Source organism: Oceanobacter sp. 1_MG-2023 (assembly GCF_030689025.1).
Lineage (GTDB): Bacteria > Pseudomonadota > Gammaproteobacteria > Pseudomonadales > Oceanobacteraceae > Oceanobacter.
Genome location: NZ_JAUYWA010000006.1, coordinates 83,112 through 109,198, shown reverse-complemented (window position 1 = coordinate 109,198; position 26,087 = coordinate 83,112). Strand labels below are relative to the sequence as shown.

The 26,087-nt window shown below is 52.9% G+C and carries 18 protein-coding genes and 1 pseudogene; 9 read left to right on the top strand and 10 right to left on the bottom strand.

Annotated features, from left to right (window positions below; translation table 11 throughout):
- Positions 1-1,113: an iron ABC transporter permease gene (locus tag Q8W22_RS06185; RefSeq protein WP_305451830.1), complete on the top strand. Its 1,113-nt coding sequence runs from the start codon at positions 1-3 to the stop codon at positions 1,111-1,113.
- Positions 1,110-1,892 (top strand): heme ABC transporter ATP-binding protein, encoded by a 783-nt coding sequence (locus Q8W22_RS06180; RefSeq protein ID WP_303431674.1) that lies wholly within the window; start codon positions 1,110-1,112, stop codon positions 1,890-1,892. Before Q8W22_RS06185 ends, Q8W22_RS06180 begins: the two co-directional genes overlap by 4 nt.
- A 469-nt stretch (positions 1,893-2,361) precedes the next feature.
- On the opposite strand, the gene Q8W22_RS06175 is transcribed toward Q8W22_RS06180, so the two are convergent.
- The 3 genes and pseudogenes from Q8W22_RS06175 to Q8W22_RS06165 form a co-directional block, all read right to left on the bottom strand.
- Positions 2,362-3,165: a DUF2971 domain-containing protein gene (locus tag Q8W22_RS06175; RefSeq protein WP_305451829.1), complete on the bottom strand. Its 804-nt coding sequence runs from the start codon at positions 3,163-3,165 to the stop codon at positions 2,362-2,364.
- An 81-nt stretch (positions 3,166-3,246) separates the two neighbouring features.
- On the bottom strand, positions 3,247-5,427 hold the full coding sequence (locus tag Q8W22_RS06170; protein WP_305451828.1) for an SEC-C metal-binding domain-containing protein: 2,181 nt from the start codon (positions 5,425-5,427) through the stop codon (positions 3,247-3,249).
- A 521-nt stretch (positions 5,428-5,948) separates the two neighbouring features.
- Positions 5,949-6,082 (bottom strand): annotated as a pseudogene (locus Q8W22_RS06165) (transposase); the annotation flags it as partial.
- A 390-nt stretch (positions 6,083-6,472) separates the two neighbouring features.
- Here Q8W22_RS06165 and Q8W22_RS06160 point away from each other — a divergent pair.
- Together Q8W22_RS06160 and Q8W22_RS06155 are read left to right on the top strand one after the other, a co-directional pair.
- A complete protein-coding gene (locus Q8W22_RS06160) occupies positions 6,473-8,650 on the top strand; it encodes a malate synthase G (protein WP_305451827.1) in 2,178 nt (725 codons plus the stop codon).
- A 625-nt stretch (positions 8,651-9,275) separates the two neighbouring features.
- The gene (locus tag Q8W22_RS06155) at positions 9,276-10,205 is read left to right on the top strand and encodes an SDR family NAD(P)-dependent oxidoreductase (protein ID WP_305451826.1); all 930 of its coding nucleotides are present in this window, start codon (positions 9,276-9,278) and stop codon (positions 10,203-10,205) included.
- Positions 10,206-10,437: 232 nt separating this feature from the next.
- On the opposite strand, the gene katG is transcribed toward Q8W22_RS06155, so the two are convergent.
- Positions 10,438-12,624 (bottom strand): catalase/peroxidase HPI, encoded by a 2,187-nt coding sequence (gene katG / locus Q8W22_RS06150; RefSeq protein WP_305451825.1) that lies wholly within the window; start codon positions 12,622-12,624, stop codon positions 10,438-10,440.
- 316 nt (positions 12,625-12,940) lie between these two features.
- On the opposite strand from katG, the gene Q8W22_RS06145 reads away from it, so the two are divergent.
- Positions 12,941-13,879, top strand: a complete 939-nt coding sequence (locus Q8W22_RS06145; RefSeq protein WP_305451824.1) for a 2-dehydropantoate 2-reductase — start codon at positions 12,941-12,943, stop codon at positions 13,877-13,879.
- Between the two features lie 200 nt (positions 13,880-14,079).
- Positions 14,080-15,192 carry a hypothetical protein gene (locus tag Q8W22_RS06140; RefSeq protein WP_303431658.1) on the top strand — a complete coding sequence of 371 codons (1,113 nt, stop codon included), beginning with the start codon at positions 14,080-14,082 and terminating at the stop codon, positions 15,190-15,192.
- Between the two features lie 11 nt (positions 15,193-15,203).
- Here Q8W22_RS06140 and Q8W22_RS06135 read toward each other — a convergent pair whose 3' ends face one another.
- Complete coding sequence (locus Q8W22_RS06135) at positions 15,204-17,030, bottom strand: sodium:proton antiporter (RefSeq protein ID WP_305451823.1); 1,827 nt, start codon at positions 17,028-17,030, stop codon at positions 15,204-15,206.
- A 270-nt stretch (positions 17,031-17,300) separates the two neighbouring features.
- Positions 17,301-17,492, bottom strand: a complete 192-nt coding sequence (locus Q8W22_RS06130; protein WP_303431656.1) for a hypothetical protein — start codon at positions 17,490-17,492, stop codon at positions 17,301-17,303.
- Between the two features lie 299 nt (positions 17,493-17,791).
- On the opposite strand from Q8W22_RS06130, the gene Q8W22_RS06125 reads away from it, so the two are divergent.
- Genes Q8W22_RS06125 through dinG form a run of 3 tightly spaced genes read left to right on the top strand, consistent with a single transcriptional unit; the run spans position 17,792 to position 22,395 of the window.
- Entirely contained in the window at positions 17,792-19,438 is a 1,647-nt protein-coding gene (locus tag Q8W22_RS06125; protein ID WP_303431655.1) for an ExeA family protein, read from the top strand.
- Positions 19,438-20,298, top strand: a complete 861-nt coding sequence (locus Q8W22_RS06120) for a general secretion pathway protein GspB (RefSeq protein ID WP_305451822.1) — start codon at positions 19,438-19,440, stop codon at positions 20,296-20,298. The genes Q8W22_RS06125 and Q8W22_RS06120 overlap by 1 nt, the downstream gene beginning before the upstream one ends.
- 6 nt (positions 20,299-20,304) lie before the next feature.
- Entirely contained in the window at positions 20,305-22,395 is a 2,091-nt protein-coding gene (gene dinG / locus Q8W22_RS06115) for an ATP-dependent DNA helicase DinG (RefSeq protein WP_305451821.1), read from the top strand.
- A gap of 60 nt (positions 22,396-22,455) precedes the next feature.
- Here the strand turns inward: dinG and Q8W22_RS06110 are convergent, their stop codons facing one another.
- The 4 genes from Q8W22_RS06110 to Q8W22_RS06095 all read right to left on the bottom strand — a co-directional run bounded on the left by Q8W22_RS06110 (position 22,456) and on the right by Q8W22_RS06095 (position 25,895).
- Positions 22,456-23,133 carry a hypothetical protein gene (locus Q8W22_RS06110; protein ID WP_305413254.1) on the bottom strand — a complete coding sequence of 226 codons (678 nt, stop codon included), beginning with the start codon at positions 23,131-23,133 and terminating at the stop codon, positions 22,456-22,458.
- A 142-nt stretch (positions 23,134-23,275) separates the two neighbouring features.
- A complete protein-coding gene (locus Q8W22_RS06105) occupies positions 23,276-23,908 on the bottom strand; it encodes a histidine phosphatase family protein (RefSeq protein WP_305451820.1) in 633 nt (210 codons plus the stop codon).
- A gap of 69 nt (positions 23,909-23,977) precedes the next feature.
- On the bottom strand, positions 23,978-24,880 hold the full coding sequence (locus Q8W22_RS06100) for a carbon-nitrogen hydrolase (RefSeq protein ID WP_303431648.1): 903 nt from the start codon (positions 24,878-24,880) through the stop codon (positions 23,978-23,980).
- Positions 24,873-25,895, bottom strand: a complete 1,023-nt coding sequence (locus Q8W22_RS06095) for an agmatine deiminase family protein (RefSeq protein WP_303431647.1) — start codon at positions 25,893-25,895, stop codon at positions 24,873-24,875. The genes Q8W22_RS06100 and Q8W22_RS06095 overlap by 8 nt, the downstream gene beginning before the upstream one ends.
- Between the last annotated feature and the right edge of the window lie 192 nt (positions 25,896-26,087).

Genomic DNA, 26,087 nt, shown 5'->3' with positions numbered 1-26,087 from the left:
ATGATGCGTGCTCTGTTGTTCTCCCGGCGTCTGAGTGATGTTGTTTATGGTTGGCGTGAGTCGATTGTGGCGCAGGGCGCGACCGGTCAGCGATTGGTGTTATTGCTGATGGCTGTGGTGCTGGTACTGGTATTCCTTCTGGGATTGACGATTGGACCGGTGTCGGTGGCCGTTAATGACGTCTGGTCGAGTTTGCAACGAGCGATCACCTTTGCCCCGATCGGGTCAGCCAACGACTGGGTAGTGCGTGAACTGCGGTTGCCGCGGGCCTTGTTGGCGATGATTGTCGGCGCAGGATTGGCCGTGGCAGGCGTTATTACTCAAGGAGTGTTTCGTAACCCGCTGGCAGATCCTGGCCTCATTGGGGTGTCCAGTGGCGCGGCGTTGGCCGCTGTGGCTGTTATTGTGCTGAACGAAACATTGCTCTCTGGCTGGGTGTCGCTGACCGGGCCATTGGCATTGCCACTGGCCGCCTTTATGGGTGGGCTGGGCGTGACGCTGGTGATTTATCGGCTGGGGACTCGCGGTGGCCAAACCCAGGTAGGAATGCTGCTGCTGGCGGGGGTCGCCATCAATGTACTGGCTGGCGCCGCAACCGGGGTGTTGACCTATGCCGCTGACGATCAGCAACTGCGGGATATGACGTTCTGGTCGATGGGCAGTCTGGCCAGTGGTCGCTGGCAGGATGTGGCTGCCCTGACCGGATTGATTGGTGTGCCGTTACTGCTGAGCCTGCGTTATCGACGGGTTCTGAACGCGCTGTTGATGGGCGAACAAGTGGCGATTCATCTGGGTTTTGATGTGCAGCGTTCGAAACGCTGGTTGCTGGCTTTCGCAGCCTTGATGGTAGGAGCCGGAGTCGCGGTAGCCGGTATTATCGGTTTTGTTGGCCTGGTGGTGCCGCATCTGTTACGCATGGTGATGGGCTCTGATCATCGTGGCCTGATTCCGGCGGCGGCGATGGGCGGAGCATTGCTGTTGCTGTTGGCTGATTCGCTGGCCCGCACCTGGATGGCCCCGGCCGATTTACCGGTCGGGCTGGTCATGGCGCTCCTGGGTGGGCCGGTTTTCCTGCTGTTGTTGATGCAGCAGAATGGAGGGCAGTCACGATGATCCGGGCTGATGCGGTATCGGTCGTCAAAGGGCGAAGTACGCTGCTGGACTCGGCTTCCATGGTGTTATGCACTGGTGAGCGGCTGGCGGTACTGGGTGCGAACGGTGCCGGAAAATCAACCTTGCTATCCTGTTTGTGTGGCGAGAATACCGATTACGACGGGCAAGTGTGGCTGGGTGCCGATAGTCTGAAGGAGCTGTTGCCAGAACAACGGGCACAGCGTATCGCCGTGATGCCACAGCAGGTGGAATTGGTGTTTCCGTTCCGGGTCTGGCAAGTGGTGGCGATGGGGCGTTCTCCCTGGGGAGACGAACAGCAGACCCTGGAATGGCAACAAGAGGTTATGAAAGCCACAGAAGTGCATCATTTGCAGCATCGTCTTTATCCGCAATTATCCGGCGGGGAAAAGCAACGGGTGCAATTGGCGCGGGTGCTGTTACAACTCTGGCATTACCAGTACCAAAGTAATGGCCAGCAGGCTTATATCCTGCTGGATGAATGCACCTCGGCGCTGGACCCGGCCCATCAGCATGAGGTGATGGATCTGGTCAGCTCTATGGTTGGCCCGGCCATCGGGGCTTTGGCCGTGATGCACGATGTGGCGCTGGCGGCATCCTGGGCTGACCGGGTGATGTTGTTACGGGACGGTCGGGTGATGGCGGCCGGAGAGGCCAGCTTGTTGTGTGACGCGGAGGTGCTGTCGGCCTGTTACGATATGTCTTCGGCCTTGTCGCGCCAATATGCCCGCGTTAATCAACAGTGGCTCGAAAGCCGTTAAAGTCGTTGAAAGTCGTTAAGGTAGCTCGGAAATTTAACGCTTTTATTGTGGGGCGGTGAAACGTAGCGAGGCAACGAGTAAAGTGTAATCGTCCCAGCCCCGCAGGGGCGTACACCAACTGATTGTTAAGTTTTCTAAACATCAGTTAGCACCCATAAACTTCATCACTAAACCAATTACGGTAATTGTAGCACCCCAAAGCCATTTCCAATGATTAAAATAAAAGTCAGCTAAAAGATGAGCAATGTTAGAAGTCTAATAACGCTTATAAGTACTAATTACAAAAGGACTATCTTTTGGGCTTAATAATGTACTTCCTTTCTCACCAACGCTTCATAAAATTTATAATTTATTTCTTGAAACTTAACGCCTTTGTCAGTTGCGTTTTGGTTATAGTGGCGTTTTTGGGTAAAGTGGCGTAGCCACCCCAAAACGAAGCGGAGACCAAAACGTCAACTGGACAAATTTGTTAGGTTATAAGCCCTTTTCTTTTTGCTTCAATATGGTTTGTATACTCAAATTTTTCAAATTCGACTTTAAAATGCTCACTATTTCTTTTCCCTCTCCATAATGGGATATTTGGGTTTTGCCCCTGGATGATAAGGCATACTATTTCCAGTGATGTAAAATCAATATCTGGCCCAAAATATATACCACGTAATGATTCAGCAGGGTAAGTGAAAGCAGTTCCAGCAACGTGGTGCAACGCTCTCCATTCTTTCTCGTAACTCCAGCTATTTGACTTCGTACAATAGAGATCTAAAAACTGATCGTAGTTACCCTCGACGATAGCCGATACTGGGTCAATTTTTGGCATAGTCTCTACGTATTTTACTTTTCTTAGCTTGTTAAAGGGTTCGTTGTCTGTAGAGAACTCTAAACAATAGCCCTGGTACTTACCGCCATAATGAGACCACATTAACAAGTCATCGTTCATCTCGGAAAAACATGAAACACCATTTTTATTGATAAATTCTTCAGCGTGACTATTTGAGAGTGACCTAGCACTTCTCTCAATGAGATTTTTGAAACTCTCATCACTCATATTTTCTAATTCGATGTGTGCTTGCTCAGATATGTCATTTTGACTTAAAAAGTGTTTTCGTAATATTTGTATTTGGTCTTTATTCGGTGTCAATATATCAGCGCGAATCGCACAGTCATACGGGTCGTTAAAATATTTCGGTGAACCAAAGTAAATAACATGAGACTTTAAGTTTTTTATCGACTGAATATTAAAGTTTTCGAACTTATATATGAGTTTAGGCTTCATCTCGTTAATCCGGGTCACAGGTTTGATTGTCCGATTGCAGGCGCTTGTTAAATGTTTCTTGATTCATTGGCTCTTTTTAAATTAATTTGCCAAACAGCATTTTTTGTATTTTTTATCACTACCACAAGGGCACTTTTCGTTTCGACCTATTTTCACACGTCTATTTATTGTTCCATTTTTCGAAGGAAAATTAAATTTTCCATTCTTTACTTTATGAGTATCATCAATAGACCGCAAATCAGCTACCATTTTATCCATATCATCTGATTGCTGATGCACAGAAGTGTGATAAGTAGCAAAACTAAAACGTCTTTTCAAAGGGCTAAAACAGACTCCGTACCATGTTTCTGCTTCAGTTGAGTATTTTCTCTTTTCGCAGTGTGTGACTAATTTTTTATACGCTAAATCAGGGCGGTCTTCATTGCAGTGAATTGTTAGTCCTGTTTTTTGTTCTAGTAATGGTGTTGTTATATCGTGATGCTTTTTATCTTGATTATATAAGTTAATCATATGCTCAATTGCATCATTGAGCATATTTATGCTTTCACTACCTAGCGAAAGAAAATGATAGCCTAAGTTGAGAAGTCCAAATTCTTCAGATAATTTAATGTCATCGATGATGGACCCTATGTGAGTTCCTTGATGAATTGTAAGCATGCCTGGAGGAATAGAAGGGCAATCCTCACCTTCCCTTCTTGCAAGCATAGCCAGTTCTAGGTCCGAAGAAATATCATCCTCTAACATTACCAAGTCAGGGTTATCATCAAAATAGAAGTTCTGCTTGAGATAGGTGCTGAGTATTACAAGTTCGTGATTATATAATATTGATTCGCCAAAATTAGCTCTCTTTCTAATGTAATCCAAAAAGAATAGAGGTGTATCAAGAATTTCCGCTAAAATATCTACAAGAAAAACGTCCATAACATATGGCGTCTTAATTTTTTCTGAAGTTTTATATTCGAGAAACTCTCTAGCTTGGGCTGCAAGAGCTGGGTAATAATCCGAAACCACACATATTGGGTGAACAGTTTCTAATTCATTTTTTAAACTTACTACATTTCCATTAATATTTTTAAGCACCACACCTTCTTTATCTAAAAGGCTTGAGCACAAATATGCTTGATTGTAGGCATCTTGCACAGCCTTTTGAAAGTCTTCTTTAAGCTGCAGGCTATTTCCTTTTCGGGCGTCAATTGTTAGTTTCTTTGATTTGGCTTGAATAACAATTGCAGTATTGCCAAAAGTGACAAGAACATCGATTTCTGCGGCTTTATTTTTACCTTCAAATATATCTATATTAGTGAATACATTTTTTTTAGTGAAAACTCCTGATAATCTTTCTGCAGTATAATCTTCCGTAAAAGCACCTCTGTTTTTACTAGCAACACTTCTATATCTATTGTCTTCGGTAAACCAGAAGAAAGGGCTTTCATATTGTGATTCCCACAAACTGTAACCCTGAAATGAGACATAGCTATCTTCTCCTAGTCTTAGTATGGGGAATGCGTTCTTATAATTAAAATCATCAATATTGTTGAATTCATCCATCCCCTTATTAAAGCTTGATGAGAAAGCTTCGATAATCGATGAAATATGTTCTTGTGCAACATCACAAAAGTTTGAGAGCTCTACAGTGTTGAACTGAAACATGGTAAGATAGCTATCCAGCTGTAAACTTTTAGCTTTATTTACTGTTTCGTTAATTTTATTAAGTTGAAAGCTCTCGATAGCGCCAAAAACTTTGGCTACATCATCAAAGTGAAAGCCTTTGTGTTCTAAAATCCATTTTGCATCTTTCTTGTAACGTATTTGAGCCAAATCTCTATACTGATGCTTATAAACACCTTCACCTGCATAGAAAATGGCTTCTCTCATAAGGTGACTCTTTGGTGACTGTATATTCTCATTTCTAGCAATAATGCTTGCTAAATCTATAGGGCTAATGAAGCTTCGGTGTAGTTCTTCTAATAAGTGCCATGTTTTTGAGGCTAGTTCTTCTAATTTCTCTCTAGATATCAGATCTAGGCTAACTTCGCTTTTACACATCAATCCTATAATTGAAGATAACTCTGTACGGGACAATCTGGATTTATCAAATTGTTGAGATAGTGTTTCTGTGGTTAATCCTTCTCCTGTTGTGTGTATAAAGGTGTCTTTGAAACAGAAGAATGCAATTACATGAATGAAACCGGTAGATGAGCATAAGCTTTCTAGTTCACTGAATATTTCGATTTCAGTTCTAATCTTTGATTTTTTTTCCATTACTATTCTCTAGAACTCTATTTTACATGCTATTTGGAAGCACTACTCTTCAATCTATCACTGACGTTTAACAGATTATTAGTGCGCATGCGCGGTTTCTGGGCAAGCCGGTTTCTGGGAAATTACCGTAACTACTTGAATGATAGGAAGTAAAATCCATTCCCAAATCAGTCCATTCTGTGAAAGCGAGCATGCGCATTAACTCCTGTGTGCCTTGCGTATTAATCTGTCAACCCGCGCAACAACTTTCCGTGTATCAATGCCTTAACGATAACAACGTCCGGGAAAGCGGGCAAGGTTTCTGAAAAAGCGCGCATGGATTTGGGCAAACTTTCAATTATACTGGATATGCATACATATCAGATCAAGGAGTGATCCATGACTTCCAGCCCCTTTCTCAATGACATTCGCCTCTTTATGCACACCCGCGGCTACAGCCTGCGAACCGAGAAAACCTGTGTTTACTGGATTCGGTTCTTTATTCGTTAGCAAAAGCGGAGACATCCCAAAGAGGTGGGGGCTTCATCAATGCTCAGGCCGACAAACCAGCGATAGAGCAGGTGTACTGAATCTGCTCGACCAGCTGCCGTTCGCTGCGAATACTGAAGAGGATTTGCAGCAGCAAGGCTCTCAATAAACGCTCCGGAGGAATGGATTGTCAGCGCCACGCATGAGGAGTCCGGGAATTCATTGAAAAAGAGCATTTTACCGAAGCCAGTAGGCAGCAGGGATAAAATCAACAGCCTGCTGGATATAACATTGAAGCAACGATCAAAGAAGGGATGCCCAGAGGAATGCTGATTGATCGTGAGACGGTGGTTGCGCTGTTTTGGTCGCCCAATCTTAATTATACCGTTATCTTCTATTTGTTTGATGAATGGCAAGTATGTCCTTCATACCGGTTATCAGGGTGAGGGATGGGCGGCTATACTGGCCGCTGTATTAATGATTAACATAAGCGGGCAATATAGCTCGCGAGTTCCTGAGTTACTCCGGTACCCAAGCTGTATTTTGCCGGAGCTATTATGACCATAGAGGCCCAAAAATGACTGGATACGTTCAGAAGGGTGGCATTCAGATTGCCCAAGCCCTGTATGACTTCGTAAATGAAAAAGCAATTCCTGGCACCGGCGTGGATGTCGATGCTTTCTGGGCCGGATTTGATGCAGTGGTCAACGATTTGGCCCCTAAAAACCGTCAGTTGCTGGCCAAGCGTGACGACCTGCAAGCCAAGATTGATCTGTACCACACCGAGCGTAAAGGTCAGCCTCACAACGCAGAAGAATACAAAGCATTCCTGCAAGAGATAGGCTATCTGCTGCCACAAGCGGATCAATTTGAAGCAGAAACCCAAAACGTCGAGCCGGAAATCGGCCAGATGGCAGGCCCGCAGCTGGTAGTTCCTGTGATGAACGCCCGCTTTGCGCTGAACGCCGCCAACGCCCGTTGGGGTTCGCTGTACGATGGGTTGTACGGCACCAATGTGATTGCTGAAGATGGTGGTGCCGAAAAAGGCAAAGGCTATAACGAAGTACGTGGTAACAAGGTAATTGCTTATGCACGTGATTTCCTGAACCAGGCGATTCCGCTGGCGACCGGCTCACACGTTGGCAGCACCGCGTATACCATTGTTGACGGTCAGTTGCAGGTTACACTGGCAGACGGTTCGACCACTGGTTTGGCCGATGCAGCGCAATTGCAAGGCTTCCTGGGCGATGCGGCGGCACCGACGGCGATTCTGTTTGTTAACAACGGCTTGCACTTTGAACTGCAAATCGACGCCAGCAGCATGGTTGGCGCCACTGATTCTGCCGGAGTCAAAGATATCCTGATGGAATCGGCTCTGACCACCATTATGGATTGTGAAGACTCGGTTGCGGCGGTAGACGCGGAAGATAAAGTCATCACCTATGGCAACTGGCTTGGTCTGATGCAAGGTAACCTGGAAGAACAGGTCACCAAAGGCGGCAAGACCTTTACCCGTCGTATGAATCCGGATCGTGAATACACCGGTCTGAATGGCGACAGCGTGAAGCTGAAAGGCCGCTCGATGTTGTTTATTCGTAACGTTGGCCATCTGATGACCAACCCGGCGATGCTCGACAAAGACGGTAACGAAGTGCCGGAAGGTATCATGGACGCCATGGTCACGACCTTGTGCGCCATGCATGACCTGAACGGCAATGCCCCGTTCCAGAACAGCACCACGGGTTCGGTCAATATCGTAAAACCGAAAATGCACGGCCCGGAAGAAGTGGCATTTGCCAACGAACTGTTTGGCCGGGTAGAAGATACTCTGGGTCTGCCACGGTTTACCGTGAAAATGGGCATCATGGACGAAGAGCGTCGCACCACGGTTAACCTGGCCGAATGTATTCGTTCTGCCAAAGACCGGGTTGTCTTTATCAACACTGGCTTCCTGGATCGCACCGGTGATGAAATCCACACGTCCATGCTGGCAGGGGCTTTTGTACCCAAAACCACCATGAAGCAGCAGTTGTGGATCAACAGCTATGAAAACTGGAACGTTGATACTGGTCTGAAATACGGTCTGCAAGGGCGCGCCCAGATCGGTAAAGGCATGTGGGCCATTCCGGATGAAATGGGCCAGATGATGGAGCAGAAGATCGGCCATCCAAAAGCCGGTGCCAACACCGCCTGGGTGCCTTCACCAACAGCCGCTACCCTGCACGCGTTGCATTACCACCAAGTGGATGTCTTTGCGGTACAGGAAGAGCTGAAGAAGCGTGATTTTGCATCGGTTGACGATATCCTGACCATCCCGTTGATGAGTGGAGAGCAGCAAGCTGCACTGACGGAAGAGCAGATCCAGCGTGAAATCGACAATAACTGTCAGGGTATTCTGGGTTATGTTGTGCGTTGGGTTAACCAGGGAGTTGGTTGTTCCAAAGTGCCTGATATCAATAACGTTGGCCTGATGGAAGACCGCGCAACCTTGCGTATCTCTTCCCAGCACGTTGCCAACTGGCTGGAACACGGCGTCTGTACCAAAGAGCAGGTTGAAGATAGCCTCAAGCGTATGGCCGCTATCGTGGATGGCCAGAACGCGGGCGATGCGGAATACACCGCCATGACCCCGGCGCTGGACGGCATTGCCTTCCAGGCTGCGTCTGACCTGATCTTCAAAGGTAAAGAGCAACCGAGCGGTTATACCGAGCCTTTGCTGCACGCTTACCGTCTGAAGTACAAGGCTGCCCTGTAGTCTGTAGCCTGTGGTCTGTTGACCCGGAATGCCGGGTGACACGGTGACACAAACAAACCCCGATTGGCGTAGCTGATCGGGGTTTTGTTTTTTTTGGGCTGTCCAAATGACTGGTAAAGCAAGACCCATTGATCGAAACCCAAAAGGCCTCTCGTGACCGATGATATCCGCATGGCACAGGGGTAGAGCACGCCCGCACGTGTAGACGTATCAATAATGCGTTGCCGGTTTTTGCGTCCGTCTGCGCGCAAGCTCATTTCGTCTTTCTTCGTCTTTCCTCCGGTCCGTCGGATTACGTGATGATAGCCGCAGTCTCGCAGGATGGGATATGGATACAGATAGTATGCAGGCGTAAAATATCACTGGATCTGACAGTTTTTACTGTGGTTTGGCTGCAGTTCCGACCTTGTTTGGAAGAACAGGGTCATGACGTGCCTTCAAGTAGAAAACACCGCGGCCGGTGATCCGGACCGTCGGTGCAAAGGCGCCGAGAACCGAGGTAAAACGTGCGGAAAGGGGAGTTCCAGGCCCTTGCGCTGCATGAGGCTTCCGGAACCTGATGAGGGTCAAAGTGGCCACACCGCCGCATGTATTTGCCAATATCTCAACCAAAGGAGTATTCAAGATGGGTAAGTTGACTGGCAAGGTTGTTGTGGTAACGGGGGCCGTTTCGGTCATTCCCGGGTTCGATTCCATCGGCTCGGCAACAGTCCGCGAAGCCTTGGCCGAAGGGGCCGAGGGAGTCGTCATTTCCGATATCAACGACGAGCTGGGCGAGGTGTTTGCCAAGAGCCTGAACGAGGAATATGGCGCCGGGCATGCGCTCTACGTGCATACCGACGTGTCCAATCCAAAGGATGTCGAGCAGCTTTTCGAGATTACCGAGAATACCTATGGCCGGGTTGATGCCATCATGGCCAATGCCGGTGTGGCGACGGCCGAGGATTTTGACAAGGACCCCGAGGCGGTTCTGAAGTCGAAAAAATTCATCCAGAGCATCAACGAGGATGGGGTGTTCAATACCGCGCTCTACGGCTCACGGCTGATGATGAAGCACGGGACCAAGGGCTCAATCGTGCTGGTATCGAGCATCCACGGTGTCGCCGGCCGCCCGAAGGTGGTGAACGCAGAGACGGGCGAGGTGCTGATCGAACGCTTCAACCTGATCCAGTACACGATGGGAAAACACGGCGTTGTCGGCCTGTCGAAAGCTCTCGCACTGCAGTTTGCGGAATACGGGATTCGGGTGAATACCGTGAATCCGGGCTATATCATGACGCCGTTGTTCCAGGCTGCTGTCACGACCGACAAAGAGAAGTTGTCGCACGAGAAGACTTTGGAAACCGATGCCTTTGATTTTACCCAGCTGGCGGCACTGCACCCGCTGTGTAACGACCCGGTGAAAGATGCAGATATCGTCCCGCGCGGGAAATTCGGCGGTCGCATGGGGGTTCCGGCTGAAATCGCCAAGCCGGCGGTGTTCCTGATGTCGGACGAGGCTTCCTTTATTACTGGCCAGAAGCTGGTTATCGACGGCGGGTATACCGCAAGTTGAGGATTGGCGGATAGACCGCGTGCCCCGTCCTGCTGTGCAGGAGGGGGCACGCGTAAGGCTCATCCGACCTTCTGGCGCATATCTCACCCTTCGGATGGGCCCATATCCTGCTCTCTGGCGAATACAAACGACCCAAGGTGATCAAACCACCCTGGGGTAGGATTGACGCAGGATTCTGCGCTCTCTGGCATCAGAATCCTGTCTGGCTGCGTCGCCTGTTTCTAACCAGAGTTTACTTCAGATCATAGCGGTCGGCGTTCATGACCTTGACCCAGGCATTGGCGAAGTCTTTGACAAACTTCTGCTGGTTGTCGTCCTGGGCGTACACTTCCGCGTAGGCACGCAGGATGGAGTTGGAGCCAAACACCAGATCGACGCGGGTGGCTGTCCATTTTACTTCGCCGGTTTCGCGATCCACCATGTGGTACAGGTTTTTACCGGCAGGTTTCCACTGGTATGCCATATCGGTCAGGTTAACAAAAAAGTCGTTGCTCAAGACGCCTTTGCGGTCGGTGAATACACCGTGGCTGGTACCCGCGTAATTGGTGTCCAGTACTCTCATGCCGCCAATCAATACTGTCATCTCCGGTGCTGTAAGCCCCATTAACTGGCTGCGGTCGAGCATCAGTTCTTCGACACTGACGGTGTAGTCTTTTTTCACCCAGTTACGGAAACCATCGTGGATCGGCTCCAGTACGTCGAACGATGCCGCGTCGGTCATGTCGTCGGTGGCATCACCACGACCTGGAGCAAAGGGTACCGTGATATCGACTCCGGCGTCCTGTGCTGCTTTTTCAACCGCTGCCGTGCCGCTCAGTACAATCAGGTCTGCCAGGCTGACGGGGTGGCTGAATTGCGCCTGAATGCCGGTCAGAACATCGAGGACTTTCTGTAAACGATCCGGTTCGTTACCTTCCCAGTCTTTTTGGGGGGCGAGGCGGATACGGGCACCGTTGGCTCCACCGCGGTAGTCAGATCCACGGTAGGTGCGGGCGCTGTCCCAGGCGGTTGCCACCAGCTCCGATACGCTCAGGCCACTGGCCAGAATCGTGGTTTTCAGTTCGGCGATGTCGGCATCTGACAAGATGTAGTCGGCGGCAGGAATCGGGTCTTGCCAGACCAGGTCTTCTGCCGGTACATCCGGGCCGATATAGCGGCTTTTGGGACCCAGGTCGCGGTGCGTCAGCTTGAACCAGGCGCGGGCAAAGCAATCAGCGAAGTACTCTGGGTCTTGCATGAACTTCTGACAGATCTTGCGGTAAGTCGGGTCGACTTTCATGGCCATATCGGCATCGGTCATGATCGGGTTAAGACGAATGGAGGCATCTTCCACGTCAACCGGCATATCGGCGGTATCGATGGCGGAAGGTTCCCATTGCCAGGCACCTGCCGGGCTTTTTTTCAGTTCCCATTCATGGCCAAACAGCATTTCGAACCAGCCCATGTCCCATTGTGTCGGGTTGGCGGTCCAGGCACCTTCGATACCACTGACAACGGTATCCCGGCCAATGCCCCGGCCTTTGGTGTTCGTCCAGCCCATGCCCTGGGCTTCAATGTCGGAAGCTTCCGGGTCCGGGCTGAGGTCTTCGGCGCGGCCGTTACCGTGACACTTGCCAAGGGTGTGGCCACCGGCGGTAAGGGCGGCGGTTTCTTCGTCGTCCATGGCCATACGTGCGAAGGTTTCACGGATCTGGGCGGCGGTCTTGAGTGGATCGGGCTGGCCATTAACCCCTTCCGGGTTAACGTAGATCAGGCCCATTTGTACCGCGGCCAGCGGGTTTTCCATGGTGTCGGGCTGGTCGAGATCGCCATAACGGCCATCACTGGGGGCCAGCCATTCTTTTTCAGCCCCCCAATAGGTGTCTTTTTCCGGGTGCCAGATGTCTTTGCGGCCAAAGGCAAAACCATAGGTTTTTAGCCCGGCGACTTCGTAGGCAATGGTACCGGCCAGCAGCATCAGGTCGGCCCAGGAAATTTTGTTGCCGTATTTCTTTTTGATTGGCCACAACAAGCGGCGGCCCTTGTCTGTATTGACGTTGTCTGGCCAAGAGTTTAATGGCGCAAAACGCTGGTTGCCGGCGCCGCCGCCACCACGACCATCGGACAGGCGATAAGAACCAGCAGAGTGCCAGGCAACACGGGCAAACAAGCCGACGTAGCTGCCCCAGTCGGCGGGCCACCAGGGTTGGCTGTCGGTCATCAGTGTGCGCAAGTCGTTTTTCAGGGCATCAACGTCCAGTTGCTTGACCGCTTCGGCGTAATCGAAGTCGTCACCCAGTGGATTGGTCTTGCTGTCGTGCTGGTGGAGGATGTCGAGATTCAGGGCATTCGGCCACCAGTCGGTGTTGGTCTGACCGCTGGATGTCATTGCGCCATGCATGACCGGGCATTTGCCCGCGGATGATTGCGTATTGTCCATGATGAAGCTCCGGTTCTGCTGGTGGGTGGTTGCAACGGTGTATGGCAACCACGCCGGATGAAAGAAATCAGGCTCACGACGATTGGTCTGTTGCTGCTCAGAAAGGTTCGCCGCAAAGGACGTTCTGGGCACAATAAATATCGGCTCGTTGCGCTTGCTGATGTCGTTACTATAGTTGAGCCATTTATAACTTCATTCAATTAAAATAAATTCACTTGATAGCTAATGCTAATCGATTGGGCCTTTGCTGGTGTCGTGGCAGAGGGCCGGTATAGTGTGATGATATGTGATGGAATAACCGATTATTGGGATGACGATGAAAATACTGGTCGTAGGAGCCGGGGCCGTTGGAGGCTTGTTCGGTGGGCTGTTGCAGCGCCAGGGTGTGGATGTAACGTATCTGGTTCGCCAGCAGCGTCAGCTGGAATTGGCCAGTGGTTTGACGGTACGACTGCCTGATCAGACCTTCGATTTTCAGCCGCGTGGCTGCACGGCGGCTCAATTGGCCACATCGGCGGCGACGTTCGATCTGATTGTGCTGACCAATAAGGCCTATTCGCTAGCGGAGGTGATCAAAGATATCCGACCGCTGGTCAGTGCGCAGACGATGATTTTGCCGTTGCTGAATGGCTTGCGGCAGCTGGACGATCTGGATGCCAGTTTTGGTGCCGGGCAGGTGTTGGGCGGGATCGCCAAAACCGTGGCGACATTGGCCGACACCCATACCGTTGTGGTGCGTAGTCCGGGCAGTCAGGTCACGGTTGGTGCCCGTACGGCAGCGCAAGACAAGGCGGTTGCTGAAATTCGGGCCTTGTTTGCGGATGCCGGTATTACGCTGGGAGATGGTCATCATATCCTGCAGTCCATGTGGGATAAATTCTGCCTGATGGCTCCGTTGGGAGCCTTGAACTGCCTGCTGCAAGGGTCGGTAGGTGACTATATGCAAAGTGAGGCCGGTGGCGCGATTGCGTTGGCGACCATCCGGGAGTGCACTGATACCGCAGCGGCCAGTGGTTATCCGTTGGCGGCTGAAGGTATTACGGCCATTGAGCGGATGCTGACCAATCCCAAGTCATCGTTTACGGCGTCGATGTACCGGGATATGCAACAAGGTTTGCCGATAGAAGGGGAGCACGTGGTGGGTGATATGCTACATCGGGCCGAGGCCATGGGCGTGGCGGCACCGAATCTGACTCTGGCTCATGCTGTCTTGCAGACCTACAGTTATAAAATCGCTGCACGGCAGGCAGGCTGAGTTGGTTATCGGTTGAGTACATCCTTGTAGCGATCGGACACAGAGGCAGACCTTGCAATTGGTCACTGCGACTGGTCACGGCGGAACGTTGTAAAACATCATGAAAGCACACGCTGTGTAAACGGCGTTTTCAAATCAGTCGCGGTTTGTTCCAATGAGCGGCTTTTCCTCTCCTTCCACGAATAGGGTTTGGTTCTTTCATGCGCGTTACCTCGTTTGTCCCGGTGGCTGTCTCGGTTTTGACCACAACGGGGCTGTTACTGGGCCCTTGCTTTGCTGTCGCCGATTCTGTGTATTCCTCTGTTGATCTGGTTTCCAGTTCGGAGCCGGTACCCGTGTTGGATATGGTGAACGGCTGGGATGGGCCATTTAGCGCCGGTGAATACGCTTATGCCGATGCCCGGGCGCAGGTCGGGGTGAGCTGGAGCTCTGGCCAGAGTGAAGCCGACCTCGGTGTGCAGCGTTATTTTGTCGAATGGCAGCAGCGCTGGCATTACGACTTGTCTTTCTCCAAGGGGATGTCCCGTTATTATTATTCGCTGGAGCAAGGGAGTGATCTGGCGGCGGATGAAGTCTTGGCGCTTGATGCCCGAATGCTGGTGGCCCGCGGGATACGCAGTGGTGCGCAATGGCAGCTGGACAGTGCAGCACTGGGGCTGGCAGGGCAGTGGTCAGTGACTCCGGCACTCACCGTGTATCGGGTATCGGAATGGCAATTTGGCTCACTGTCGGGGGTTGCCGAAGGCGGTGAGAGTGAAACCGCCTCGGCTTCTCTGGATTATCATTTCAGCGAAGACAAGATTCTGGATTATGACGTCGATCCCAACAATGGCTGGGGTATCAGCCTGGATCTGGCCAGTGAATGGAGTGATGGCGAATACTGGCGAGTGGCGGTACAGCTGCACGATATTCTGAACCGCTGGCAATTGGCGGACTCCGGTTATACCGATGCCTGCATTAACTTTAATTCACCATCGCAGCAGGTTTGCAGCAGCACGGCGACAGCATCGGGCAAGTCGGGGCAGGAAGATTATGTTGCCCGGTTACGTTCGACTGTCGAAGTAGCGGTAGAGTATCTGCCCTGGCAGGGGCAGATACTGGCCTATCACCATGGCGACTATGATCGGCTCGGGCTTGAGAAACGCTGGCAGCCGCTGGCGGGTATTGAACTCGGGGCGGCGGTTTACAGCACCGCGCAAGTGGGCGTTTCGCTAAACAGCCGCTGGATGCGACTGGCCGTGGCGACTGATGATATTCGCTCCAGCCTGGCCCGGGATATGGATGTTTCCCTGGGTTGGCAGTTCCACTGGTAATCTCTGGTGACTCAAGCCATTGTCGCTGGTTCAGAAGGCGGCAGGCAGAGGCTGACAATTCGCCAGCCGGGTTTGGGACGCAAGGTTTTACCGGCCAGTTTCATACGTACTTTGCCTTCCGGAGTGATTGCCAGCAAAACATGAGACCGGTCGGCATGATTCGCTTTGAAATCCGCATAGGTAAAACGTTGGCTCAGCCGGGTGGTTTTTAATCGGGCTCCCTTGGCCAGCAGGTTGATAAACTGGCTGTAACTCAGGTCGGCATCAAACAGCGGCAGGCCGCGCTGGTCTTCACCGCTGTAATGTTTGGTTTTATGGCGCCGCTTGCTGGAGCTGATTTCCTTGTGCGCCAATATCCGGCTGTGCAGGGCAAAGACCCGGTCAAGGCCAAACTCATCGCGAAAGTGCATGCAGGCAATGGTGTTCAGATGGTTGTCGGTCGACAGCGCCATCAGTTTGCCAAGCCCGGTGAGTGGGAGGCGGGTGCTGGCATAGTCCGACATTGGACTGCCGTAAAATATCGGTAACCCCGCCATACGGGCACGGCGAACATTGTCGTAAACGGAATCCGCCAGCAAAACCTGGATATTCTGCCGGGCCAGTTCTTTGGCAATGGCACAGGCTACCGGATTGGCTCCCAGTATCAGGATGCCATCCGGTGGCGGTTCGACCACTCCGAGCCAGCGGGCAACCGGGCGCGCCGTCGCACTCTGGAAAATCACCGTACCGAAGATTACACAAAACATCAGCGGAACAAGCATGGCAGCCCCTTCCGCACCTTGTTGTTGCAGCTTGATGGCAAACAATGCAGAAACCGCCGCGGCAACAATCCCTCGTGGTGCGATCCAGGCCAGCAGGGCTTTGTCTTTCCAGCTCAAGTCACTGCCAAAAGCGGACACCCAGATAGTGAGTGGTCGGGCGACAAACTGCATCAGGGCCAGCAATATCAATGGTGCCCAGCCCAACTGGGTGACTTCTGCCAGATCCAGTCGTGCTGCCAGCAGAATAAATAATCCACTGATCAACAGCAGCGAAAGGTCTTCCTTGAAGTGCAGGATTTCTGCCAGTCGCAAATGTTTCTGGTTGGCGAGCCACATACCCATCAGAGTGACGGCCAATAGTCCGGATTCATGGGCCAGGTAATTGGCAACAGAGAACGCCAGCAGTACCGCGGCCAATACCGCCAGGTTCTGTAAATACTCCGGGAGCCAGCGGCGGGCAAGGGCAATGCCGGTCAGCCAGCCTGCCAACAAGCCCAGGCTGGTACCGGAAACCAGCACCTTGATAAAGGTCAGTGCGACGCTGGTGGCCTGATTCTGGGCGGTAATAAATTCATACACCACCACCACGAGCAAGGCTCCGATCGGATCAATCAGGATGCCTTCCCAGCGCAAGATCTTGCCCAGTTCAGCCTTGGGTCTGACAGTGCGCAGCATGGGAGCAATAACGGTGGGGCCTGTTACTACCGTCAGGGCACCAAACAGCACCGCAAGCGACCAGTCGAGGGCAAACAGCCAGCGGCTGGCGCAGGCGACCAAAATCCAGGTGACCAGTGCGCCAAGAGTAATCAGGCGGCGGACGACCGTGCGTTGGGAGCGTATTTCAGCCAGATCGAGGGTCAGGCTGCCTTCAAACAGGATGATGGCGACACAGACCGAAACCAGTGGAAACAGCAATTCGCCAAACATGGCGTCCGGTACCAGCACGCCACTCACCGGGCCTGCAAACAACCCCGCCAGCAACAGAAACAGAATGGCGGGCAGATTGCTGCGCCAGGCGAGCCATTGGCATGCCAGAGCCGTCAGTGCAATCAGCGCCAGTATCAGGCTGGTACCCATGGAAGACTCCTTGTGCGGCTCTGATAACACCGTCCATATTGGGGAAAAGAAAAGTCTTATGGTGCCTGCGGGGCAGGGTAAGTGCCATGATTAATCGCAGCATTGGCGAGCAATCTTTTATGGGTGTTGGCCGTATCTTTTATACCGTTATCTTTTGATAAATTATGGCAATCTTTGCTGTAACCGCATTACATCATCAAAAGAGAAACAGGTTGTGTCTGCACTGGGGCCGTCGTGATTATCTGAATGAACAAGAGCTGATTATTATTGTTAGTTGTCGGTAGAGGTCAGGTTTGAGGAGGATTTTTTCTGGGCGTTTTTTTCAGACTTTTCAGACATGAAGCTGGCTTCTGCCTGGGATTGGTTCACGGCTTCTGATTCTTGTGCCTGGGTGGATACGTTCAGATACGCGGCAGAAATAAACAGGAAAGAGTTGATGGCAATTTTGAACTTGGGGGTCATGGTGTCCTCGTTATTTGGCCAGTGGGTTGATTGTCAGTATTGAGTTATCAACCGTTGCGACAGGGTTACTGAGTGCCTGGCGTGAAAAAAGTTTACGACTATCGGGAAGATAAGCGGATTGTCTTGTTTTTGCTTGGATGTTTTTTGTTTTTCTTTTAATTGATCGTGATTATGGAACTATAATGCACGAATCCGACTGATTAATCAAACCGCGTCAAGATTGGGTCATGGCTGACGCTGGTACGCTTGTTGGGGCGATTCCGGTATCATGCGCGCTTTTATTGTTCCTCGGGCGTTGCATGTACCTTGACCATTTCAGCCTAGATCGTTTCCCGTTCACCATTGCCCCAGACCCGGCTTTTCTGTTCCCGTCGGCCGGGCATCAGGAGGCGCTGGCGCATTTGCATTATGCGCTGACCGGGCACGGCGGACTGATCTGTCTGACCGGGGATGTAGGAACCGGAAAAACAACCTTGTGTCGCGCATTTCTGGAACAGACTCCCGACAATATCAAAACGGCTTATCTGTTTAACCCGCAGTTGTCCCAACGGGAGTTGTTGCAGGCCTTGTGCGACGAGCTGGACATTACTTATGCCGCCGAAGCCAGTCAGCAGGCCCTGTACCAACAGCTGAATCATTCGTTGCTGGCCTGGTACGCCGAGGGCAAGCGGGTTATCTGTGTTGTTGATGAAGCACAGGCCATGCCGGTGCCATCGTTGGAGCAGATTCGGTTGTTAACCAATCTGGAAACCAGCGACAACAAATTACTGACGCTGATTCTGGTAGGGCAGCCGGAGTTGCGCGACGTCTTGCAGCGACATGAATTGCGACAGCTGAACCAGCGAATTACCGCCCGTTATCACCTCAAGCATCTGAGTCAGACCGAAACCTATGCTTATCTGCGCCATCGGCTGGCAACGGCGGGGTGTGAGCGTCAGGTGTTTGATGAAGCCGCGGCGAGCATTATCTGCCGGGGTTGCGGCGGTATTCCTCGTCTGATCAACAGTGTTGCTGACCGCGCTTTGCTGGGAGCCTATGCCCGGGGTGATAACGACGTTCATGCTCCGGTTGCACGTCAGGCGCTGGTCGAGGTGTTGGGGGATACAAGCCAAGCCGCGATACCCAAAGTCCGTACCCGCAGATTGCCCGGTGCTGCGCTGGCAGGGGCTCTGGGTGTGATGATCGTGCTCCTGATTGCTATCGGATTACTGGTTGTTGAGCCGTCCTGGCGTGCCACGCTGGCGCGTTGGATAACCCCGGTCGGGACAGCGGATGGAACACGGGATTCGGCCGGTAACGGCAACAATAGCGATAAAACACTTGAAGCAGCGCCTGTGCTGGCCAAGTCGGTTGCAGATCCAAATGCATCAGAGAGCACGGTCGCTCCGCTTCCGTTGATCGATAATCCCCCGATTGATCCGCGCCAGGCCGCAGCCGAACATCTGAGTCAGGCGATGGGGCTGGAGGCCGGAAACTGCGATCAGTTACAAGGTCGCGGCTGGCAATGTTTATGGGTCGCCTGGCCTTACTCCCAGTTACAGCCATTGCAGTATCAGGTGGCGGTGTCTTATGACGATCAATGGCAGTTGTTGACCGACCTTGAAAGCGCCCGGATACGCCCGGACCGGGTACTGAAGGCCTTGCTGATCTGGCAGGCACCGGCGGGTTATCATGGCTTGGTCCGTCAGGGCACTAGCGCCGAGGTGGTTGCCTGGGTGAGAGCGCAGCTGGGGGTGGAATGGCACGGTGACTGGCAAAGAATTGGCCCGTCAGGCAGTGATACCCAGGCCGCTGGGCCGGACAAAACTTTTTATGATCCTCTGTTGGGTCACGCGGTCGCCCGGTTTCAGGCATCCCAAGGGCTGACGGCCGACCGGATTATTGGCCCACAAACCCTGCTGTATCTGCAACGGCGAGCCTATCAGGCTCAGCAGGAGGCGCAATAATGTCGTACATTCTGGATGCGCTGAAAAAATCACAGCAGCAGCGCGCCGACAGTATCGACGATGCCATGCTGGCGCCGTTGTTGGTAACGCCCGAGGCGACGCCGGTTGTTGAGGCCCGTTTGCCCTTGAGTCTGGTGCTGATTGTTCTGTTGGCCGTAGTGGGCGCGTTTGCCCTGTATTTTATGGGTGCGGAGCCTGTGCCAGCTCCCGGAATGGAGCCTGTGGTGGCGGAGATTAACGTTAAGGAAAACATTGAGGAAAGCGTTGCCGTGCCTGCGACTGCGGAAGCAACAGGCTCTGTATCGGAACCCAGCGTCGTAGCCGCTATCAATAATGAGACGCCGTTGGCAGTTCCTCCAGTGGAATCAGCGCAACAATTACGCCCGGAAGTCATTCGTGCCACCGATTTTGTTCCGGCAAAAGTCAGGGCGATGGCTGAAACAACCACTGTTAGTGTCACACCACAGCCACCACCGGTCGTGGTAGAAGCGGCGACACCGCTAAAGAAGGCTTCGCTGCAGAGCGCGGCACCAGAATCCACGCAAGTCAGTACGCAAGCCAATACGCCCAATACCCCGGAGTCACCGGCAGTGGCAGACTCCTCAGCGCTTGAACGCCGCCATTTGCCGCCGCTGTCATCGCTACGCAAAGTCCCTGATCTGGTGATTACCGGGCATATTTACAGTCAGGATGGCAGCACTCGCACGGTATCGATGAACGGTCGGCAGTGGTACGAAGGCGACATGATTGTGCCAGGGGTGTTTTTGCAATCCATAACGTCATCCGGCCTGGTGCTCGATGTTGATGGTTATCCATTTCCGATTAACCGTAACAGCGGCTGGCAGTCCATTGGGGAGTAATACGCAGTGTTAAGCCAAGAAAGCAAAGAGCGTATTCAGGCCCTGTATCGCGAGTGTATCAAAAAGCTCGATCTGACCCCCCGTTATGGTCAGCGGGTGATGATTGCTGAAATTGCCAAATCGTTGGGGGCAATCACCATCGATGACAAGGGCGAGCGTAACAACGAGTCTGGCATTGTGGTGGTGGAAGCGGGCACCGGCACGGGTAAAACCCTGGCGTATTTGCTGGCAACCTTGCCGGTAGCCATTGAGCAGGAAAAGAAACTGCTGATATCGACTGCCACCGTAGCGTTGCAGGAGCAGATTCTCGACAAGGATCTGCCCAATCTGAAAGAAACCATTTCCATGCCGTTTCAGTACGCCCTGGCCAAAGGGCGTGGTCGTTATCTGTGTTTGCTGAAACTTGATAAATCCCTGCAACAGCTGTCCGGCATTCTGTCGACGGTTGATCTGTTTGAACAAACCCCGGAAGAACAGGATCGCGAGCTGTACGAGCTGATGTTGAGCCAGTACGCCAGCGGTGGCTGGGATGGCGACCGGGATCGTTGGGATGACGAGGTGGCTGATAACCAATGGAGTCACCTCACTGCAACGCATCGTGAATGCTCCAACCGTCGTTGTCCGCACTTCGATAATTGCGCCTTTTTCAAAGCCCGGGGGGCGATGGAAGATGCCGATATTATTGTTGCCAACCACGATCTGGTGTTGTCCGACCTCAGCCTGGGTGGTGGTGCGGTGCTGCCAGCCCCGGAAAAAACCATTTATGTTTTTGATGAAGGCCATCACCTGGCCGACAAGGCCTTGAATCACTTCCGGCTGGAATTTGGTGTGCGCGCCCAGCGCCAATGGCTGAAGCAGCTGGAGCAGGGGATTGAGCAATTTGTGGCGGCCACCGGTTTGCCACCTTCGATCATGCATTCCTTGCAGGCTGCCCCGGAGCAGTGTCGTGAGTTGAACAACCATTTGAATCTGCTGTGGCCGCTGGCTTTTGATCTGTTGGGAGAACGGGACCGGCAGCGGTTTGAGTTCGGCCGTATACCGGACAACCTGCGGGACCTGCTGAATAACATCAAGGCACCCTTGCAGCCGCTGTTGCAAGGACTCGACAAGCTCAACGATATGTTGCAAGCCTCGCTGGATACCAAAGGTGAAGGTGAGTTCAGTCTGGATATTGCTGAAAGCTGGCAAGCGCCCATGGGTATGATGCTGGCGCGGGCGGAATCCTTATGGGAAGCCGTCACCTGGTTGGCGGCAGAAGAGAAGGAAGGCGAGATCCCGGTGGCGCGCTGGCTGTCGAAAACGCCGTTTGGGGAAGACTGGGATATCAAACTCAGTGCCTCACCGATTGCGGTGGCTGATCAGTTGCGTAAAAGCCTCTGGTCTCGCTGCCATGGGGCTGTTGTTACGTCGGCGACGCTGACGGCGCTAAACAGCTTCGGCAAGTTGAGCTGGGAAACCGGCTTGCCGGACTGGGCCGGGTATCACCGGGTCGCCAGTCCGTTTGATTATCCGAATCTGGGCCAGCTGGAAGTGGTGCAGTTGGGGTCTGATCCCAAAAGTGATCAGTTTCAGACGGATATAGAGCAATGGATGAAAGCGCAGCTGGATTTGGGGCAAGGGACGCTGGTGTTGTTCAGCTCCCGTGCCCAGCTCGAAGCCACGCGGGATACTTTTATTCGGGACTGGTATGAAACCTTGTTGTGTCAGGGTTTTTTACCCAAAGGCGAAATCGTACGCCGTCACAAGGAACGGCTCGACAAGGGCGAAGGCAGTATTATTTTTGGTTTGGCCAGCTTTGCCGAAGGCATCGATTTGCCCGGTCACTACGTGACCCATGTGGTGATTGTCAAAATTCCTTTTGCGGTGCCGGATGATCCGATTCAGGCGGCCACCAGTGAATGGCTGGAAAGCCGCGGCCGTAATCCGTTTATGGACCTGACCTTGCCTGCGGCGTCGATCCGGCTGGTGCAGGCCTGTGGCCGACTGATTCGCAAGGAAACCGACAGTGGCCGTATCAGTATTCTGGACCGACGCCTTACGACCACTCGTTATGGCAAGCTGTTGCTGGATTCGTTACCGCCGTTACGGCGAATGTGAGCCGCTTGTGTCTGTTGGATCGATAGTGGGCTGATAATGGACTGATAAGCGAGCGAATGGTCAGTTGAGCGGCAAGCTGCCAACGTAGGTCAACTGGTCGCGGGTGTTGAAATTCATCACCTGCATATGCTGCGGCTCAGGTATCTGGCCACTGATTGCTGCCATGATATCGGGGTGCGTCACCAGAACCAGCAGGTTTTTGCGGTTGTACTCCAACCTGGTGATCCAGTTTTTCAGCTGGATCGTTTGCAGGGTGCTGATAACCTGGACGTCATCCGGAAATTCATTCAGCAACGCCAGTTCATGTACATAGCCCAGTCCCAGGCGTGTGGCGGTCTCCAATGCAGGGCACCATTGACTCGAGTAGGTCAGCGCCTTGTGAATGCCGTTACGGCGCAGGGTGTTATAAAAACGTCGGGCAAGTACCTCACCATGTTCAGTCAGATTAAAGCGCTGGTAACACTCGGCTGTATTTGTGCTGCCTGGGCGTTGATCGCCATGTGCTTCGGCCGTCGGTATCAGCAAAACAAATCCTGGTGACTGCTTCAGGCTGTCCCACAGCAGCTGGTTGATCAGCTTTTGTTCATATTGATCCGCTGCTTCCACTTCTTCCGCCGCCGCTGCTTGTTGACCCAGGGCACCCCAAAGTACCAGAGCCAGCAATGCCAGCAGTGAGGCAAGGCGTTGCTGTGAATAAAAAGAAACGGATATAAACGGACAAATATGGCTCGGGGTCATAACGGACTTTTCGTTGCTCGGACAGTCCTGCTACTTTATGCGGATGCAGCGATGACGTCACCCGACTTTTTCATGTGTGGGCTATTAGCGATGACGCTGGCAACGATTGTTGGCCGTTATCCCACTGCCTGTGGGGTGTTGTTCAATGGATATACAGTTTGCCCGCCACTACCAGGCTGCCATTCGAATTTTTTCTGATAACAACCAGATCGCCAGAGCGAGTGTGTATGCCCGTCATGGCGGTGATATTAGCCTGATGTGTTACCAGCAGTACCGGCGTGGTGAGCGGCTGTTGCTGAATCCATTGCTCCAGTGCATCTGGTTGTGATGACTGGGCGTCGTGGCTGTGAGGGCGTTTGTCGAGTGCTGCCAGCGGCGTGGGAGTGCCCAGATCAAGCAGCCGGGCGGTTTCCTGGGTCCGGCACCAGTGGCTGCTATAAAGCTGTACGTCGGTGATATGGTGCTGGCGCAAGGCGTCACCAATGCGGCGAGCATGATCTTTCCCCTCGTTGGAGAGGTTCCTTTGGGTGCTGCAATCGGTCAGGTCAAAGTTGGCTGGGTCACCAAATCCGGGGGCACGAGCGGAGCGCATCATCAACAGATAGCCGGGCTGCTGTAATTGCTGCCACAGTTGGTCGGGGCTCAAGGACGGTTCTGCCTGCAGTTTGAGCGGCAAGCAGAACAGTAGCACCAGTGCCAGTATGGCGACTTGTGGTGTGCTGAGGTTGAGGTGTTGGCGCGGAGAGATACAGTAGAGTCTGTTCAGAAAGGTCATGGTTGATTCCTTGCCAGTGCAGCGTCAGTGAATAAGCCAACGACGCTGCCCGCAAGAACGTTGCGTTGATCAGCGGCGGTAGCGTTTGGTCAGATCGCCATAGGCATCTACTCGACGATCGCGAAAGTAGGGCCAAATGCGTCTGAGTTGTTCGGTACGATCCAGGTCGATGCTGGCCATCAATACTTGTTCGGTACTGGCGTCTGCCTGGGCCAGAAACTCCCCCTGGCCACCACAGATAAAGCTGTTGCCCCAGAACTGGATGCCATCGGTTACCGCTGTCGGATCGGCTTCGTGGCCAACCCGGTTAATTGCGACCACCGGCAGGTTGTTGGCCACCGCATGGCCGCGTTGTACCGTGATCCAGGCGTCGGTCTGACGGGTGTTTTCATCGGCCTGTTCCGTCGGGTCCCAGCCAATGGCCGTGGGGTAGATCAGGATGTCGGCATCGGCCAGAGCCATCAGTCGGGCCGCTTCCGGATACCATTGATCCCAACACACCAGTACTCCCAGTTTACCGATAGACGTTGCAATAGGATGAAAACCCGGTTCATCGGCATCGCCGGGGATAAAATAATATTTTTCGTAAAAGCCGGGGTCATCGGGAATGTGCATCTTGCGGTAAAAACCAGCCAGCTCGGCCGAGCCATCAAAAACCAGTGCGGTGTTGTGGTAAACGCCCTTGCCACGGCGCTCAAAAATGGAGCCAACGATCACCAGTTGCAGTTCGGCTGCCAGAGCGCCGAGTCGTTGGGCGGTTGGGCCGTCGATGGTTTCTGCAAGGTCAAAGACGTCGGCGGCCTGGTGCTGGCAGAAATACGGACCGGCATGCAGTTCTTGCAGACACACCAGTTGTGCCTGTTGGGCAGCGGCGTCACGGATCAGTTGCTCGGTGCGGTCCAGGGTGGCGGCTTTGCTGCCGTGCCAGGCTTGCTGGATGGCAGCTACCGCGAGCAGGGATGAATCAGACATGGCTGGTCTCCTGATGAAGTTGCATGGTCAGGCAGTGTAACGAACCGTACTGCTCAACAATGGGACGACAGTTGATCGGGTGCACCCAGTGATTGGGAAAAGCCTGCATGATACGTTCAACCGCGATGGTGTCTTCTGCGACGCCGTACACGGGCAGCAAAACAGCGTGGTTGATAATCAGGAAGTTGGCGTAGGTGGCGGGCAGGCGCTCGCCATCGGTGTTGCGTATCGGACTGGGGAGCGGCAAGGGAATCAGCTGGTAAGGCTTGCCATTGCGTTGGCGCAGAGCCTGTAGTTCCTGCTCCATGGCGTGCAGGGATTGATAATGGTCATCGGACTGCCGAGCCTGACAGTAGGCGATGCTGGAAGGGGTGCAGAAGCGTGCCAGGGTATCGATATGGGCATCGGTGTCATCACCCTCCAGGTGGCCATGCTTGAGCCACAATACCCGGTCAATGCCGAGATCTTCAGCCAGTCGTGACTCGATCATGCCTTTGGTCAGGGTCGGATTGCGGTTCGGGTTCAGCAGGCAGTTTTCTGTCGTCAGCAGAGTACCCAGACCATCGGTTTCGAGGCTGCCACCTTCCAAAATCCAGTCGCTGGCGGTCAACGGTGTCTCGCCATAAGCACCCAGCTGCTGCAGTGTGGCGCTGATCTGGTTGTCGTGGTGGTGGTCGTATTTGCCACCCCAGCCATTAAACAGGAAATCCACCAGCGTCAGCTGGTCGTTATGGTAGACGCTGACCGGGCCGTGGTCCCTTGCCCAGGTGTCGTTGTTGTCGGCTCGAAATACCTGTACCGGGGCGTGGTTCTGGTAAAGATGGCGCAGGCGACTGGCATCCTGATCCGAGCCACAGCTGATGATGACCTGTTGCTGCTGGCTGATACAGGCCACCAGCGCGTGGAAAACCGGTTCAATACGGGGCAAAAAGGGTGCCCAGTCACTGCTTTTGGTGGGCCAGGTCAGTTGTACGGCAGATTGTGGTTCCCATTCGGCGGGCATGCGTTTCTTCAATGACGGATTCTCTTGGGTGACTGCCACGGCGGGCAACAAGCAAACAGGGCTGAACTCTGGCGGTTGGCCGGGTTCTCAGTGGCGCGATTATCGCAACTTTTGCGGTCGGGTACAGGGTGAGATTCGCCTTTGTCGCCGGTCTCGGGCAAACTTGCGCCTCTCTGAGTGGCAGCCGCGCCTTCAGATGTCTTT

Coding starts and splice junctions, on each gene's coding strand:
- Q8W22_RS06185 (WP_305451830.1), top strand. CDS start 1: ATGATGCGTGCTCTGTTGTTCTCCCGGCGTCTGAGTGATGTTGTTTAT.
- Q8W22_RS06180 (WP_303431674.1), top strand. CDS start 1,110: ATGATCCGGGCTGATGCGGTATCGGTCGTCAAAGGGCGAAGTACGCTG.
- Q8W22_RS06175 (WP_305451829.1), bottom strand. CDS start 3,165: ATGAAGCCTAAACTCATATATAAGTTCGAAAACTTTAATATTCAGTCG.
- Q8W22_RS06170 (WP_305451828.1), bottom strand. CDS start 5,427: ATGGAAAAAAAATCAAAGATTAGAACTGAAATCGAAATATTCAGTGAA.
- Q8W22_RS06160 (WP_305451827.1), top strand. CDS start 6,473: ATGACTGGATACGTTCAGAAGGGTGGCATTCAGATTGCCCAAGCCCTG.
- Q8W22_RS06155 (WP_305451826.1), top strand. CDS start 9,276: ATGGGTAAGTTGACTGGCAAGGTTGTTGTGGTAACGGGGGCCGTTTCG.
- katG (WP_305451825.1), bottom strand. CDS start 12,624: ATGGACAATACGCAATCATCCGCGGGCAAATGCCCGGTCATGCATGGC.
- Q8W22_RS06145 (WP_305451824.1), top strand. CDS start 12,941: ATGAAAATACTGGTCGTAGGAGCCGGGGCCGTTGGAGGCTTGTTCGGT.
- Q8W22_RS06140 (WP_303431658.1), top strand. CDS start 14,080: ATGCGCGTTACCTCGTTTGTCCCGGTGGCTGTCTCGGTTTTGACCACA.
- Q8W22_RS06135 (WP_305451823.1), bottom strand. CDS start 17,030: ATGGGTACCAGCCTGATACTGGCGCTGATTGCACTGACGGCTCTGGCA.
- Q8W22_RS06130 (WP_303431656.1), bottom strand. CDS start 17,492: ATGACCCCCAAGTTCAAAATTGCCATCAACTCTTTCCTGTTTATTTCT.
- Q8W22_RS06125 (WP_303431655.1), top strand. CDS start 17,792: ATGTACCTTGACCATTTCAGCCTAGATCGTTTCCCGTTCACCATTGCC.
- Q8W22_RS06120 (WP_305451822.1), top strand. CDS start 19,438: ATGTCGTACATTCTGGATGCGCTGAAAAAATCACAGCAGCAGCGCGCC.
- Q8W22_RS06110 (WP_305413254.1), bottom strand. CDS start 23,133: ATGACCCCGAGCCATATTTGTCCGTTTATATCCGTTTCTTTTTATTCA.
- Q8W22_RS06105 (WP_305451820.1), bottom strand. CDS start 23,908: ATGACCTTTCTGAACAGACTCTACTGTATCTCTCCGCGCCAACACCTC.
- Q8W22_RS06100 (WP_303431648.1), bottom strand. CDS start 24,880: ATGTCTGATTCATCCCTGCTCGCGGTAGCTGCCATCCAGCAAGCCTGG.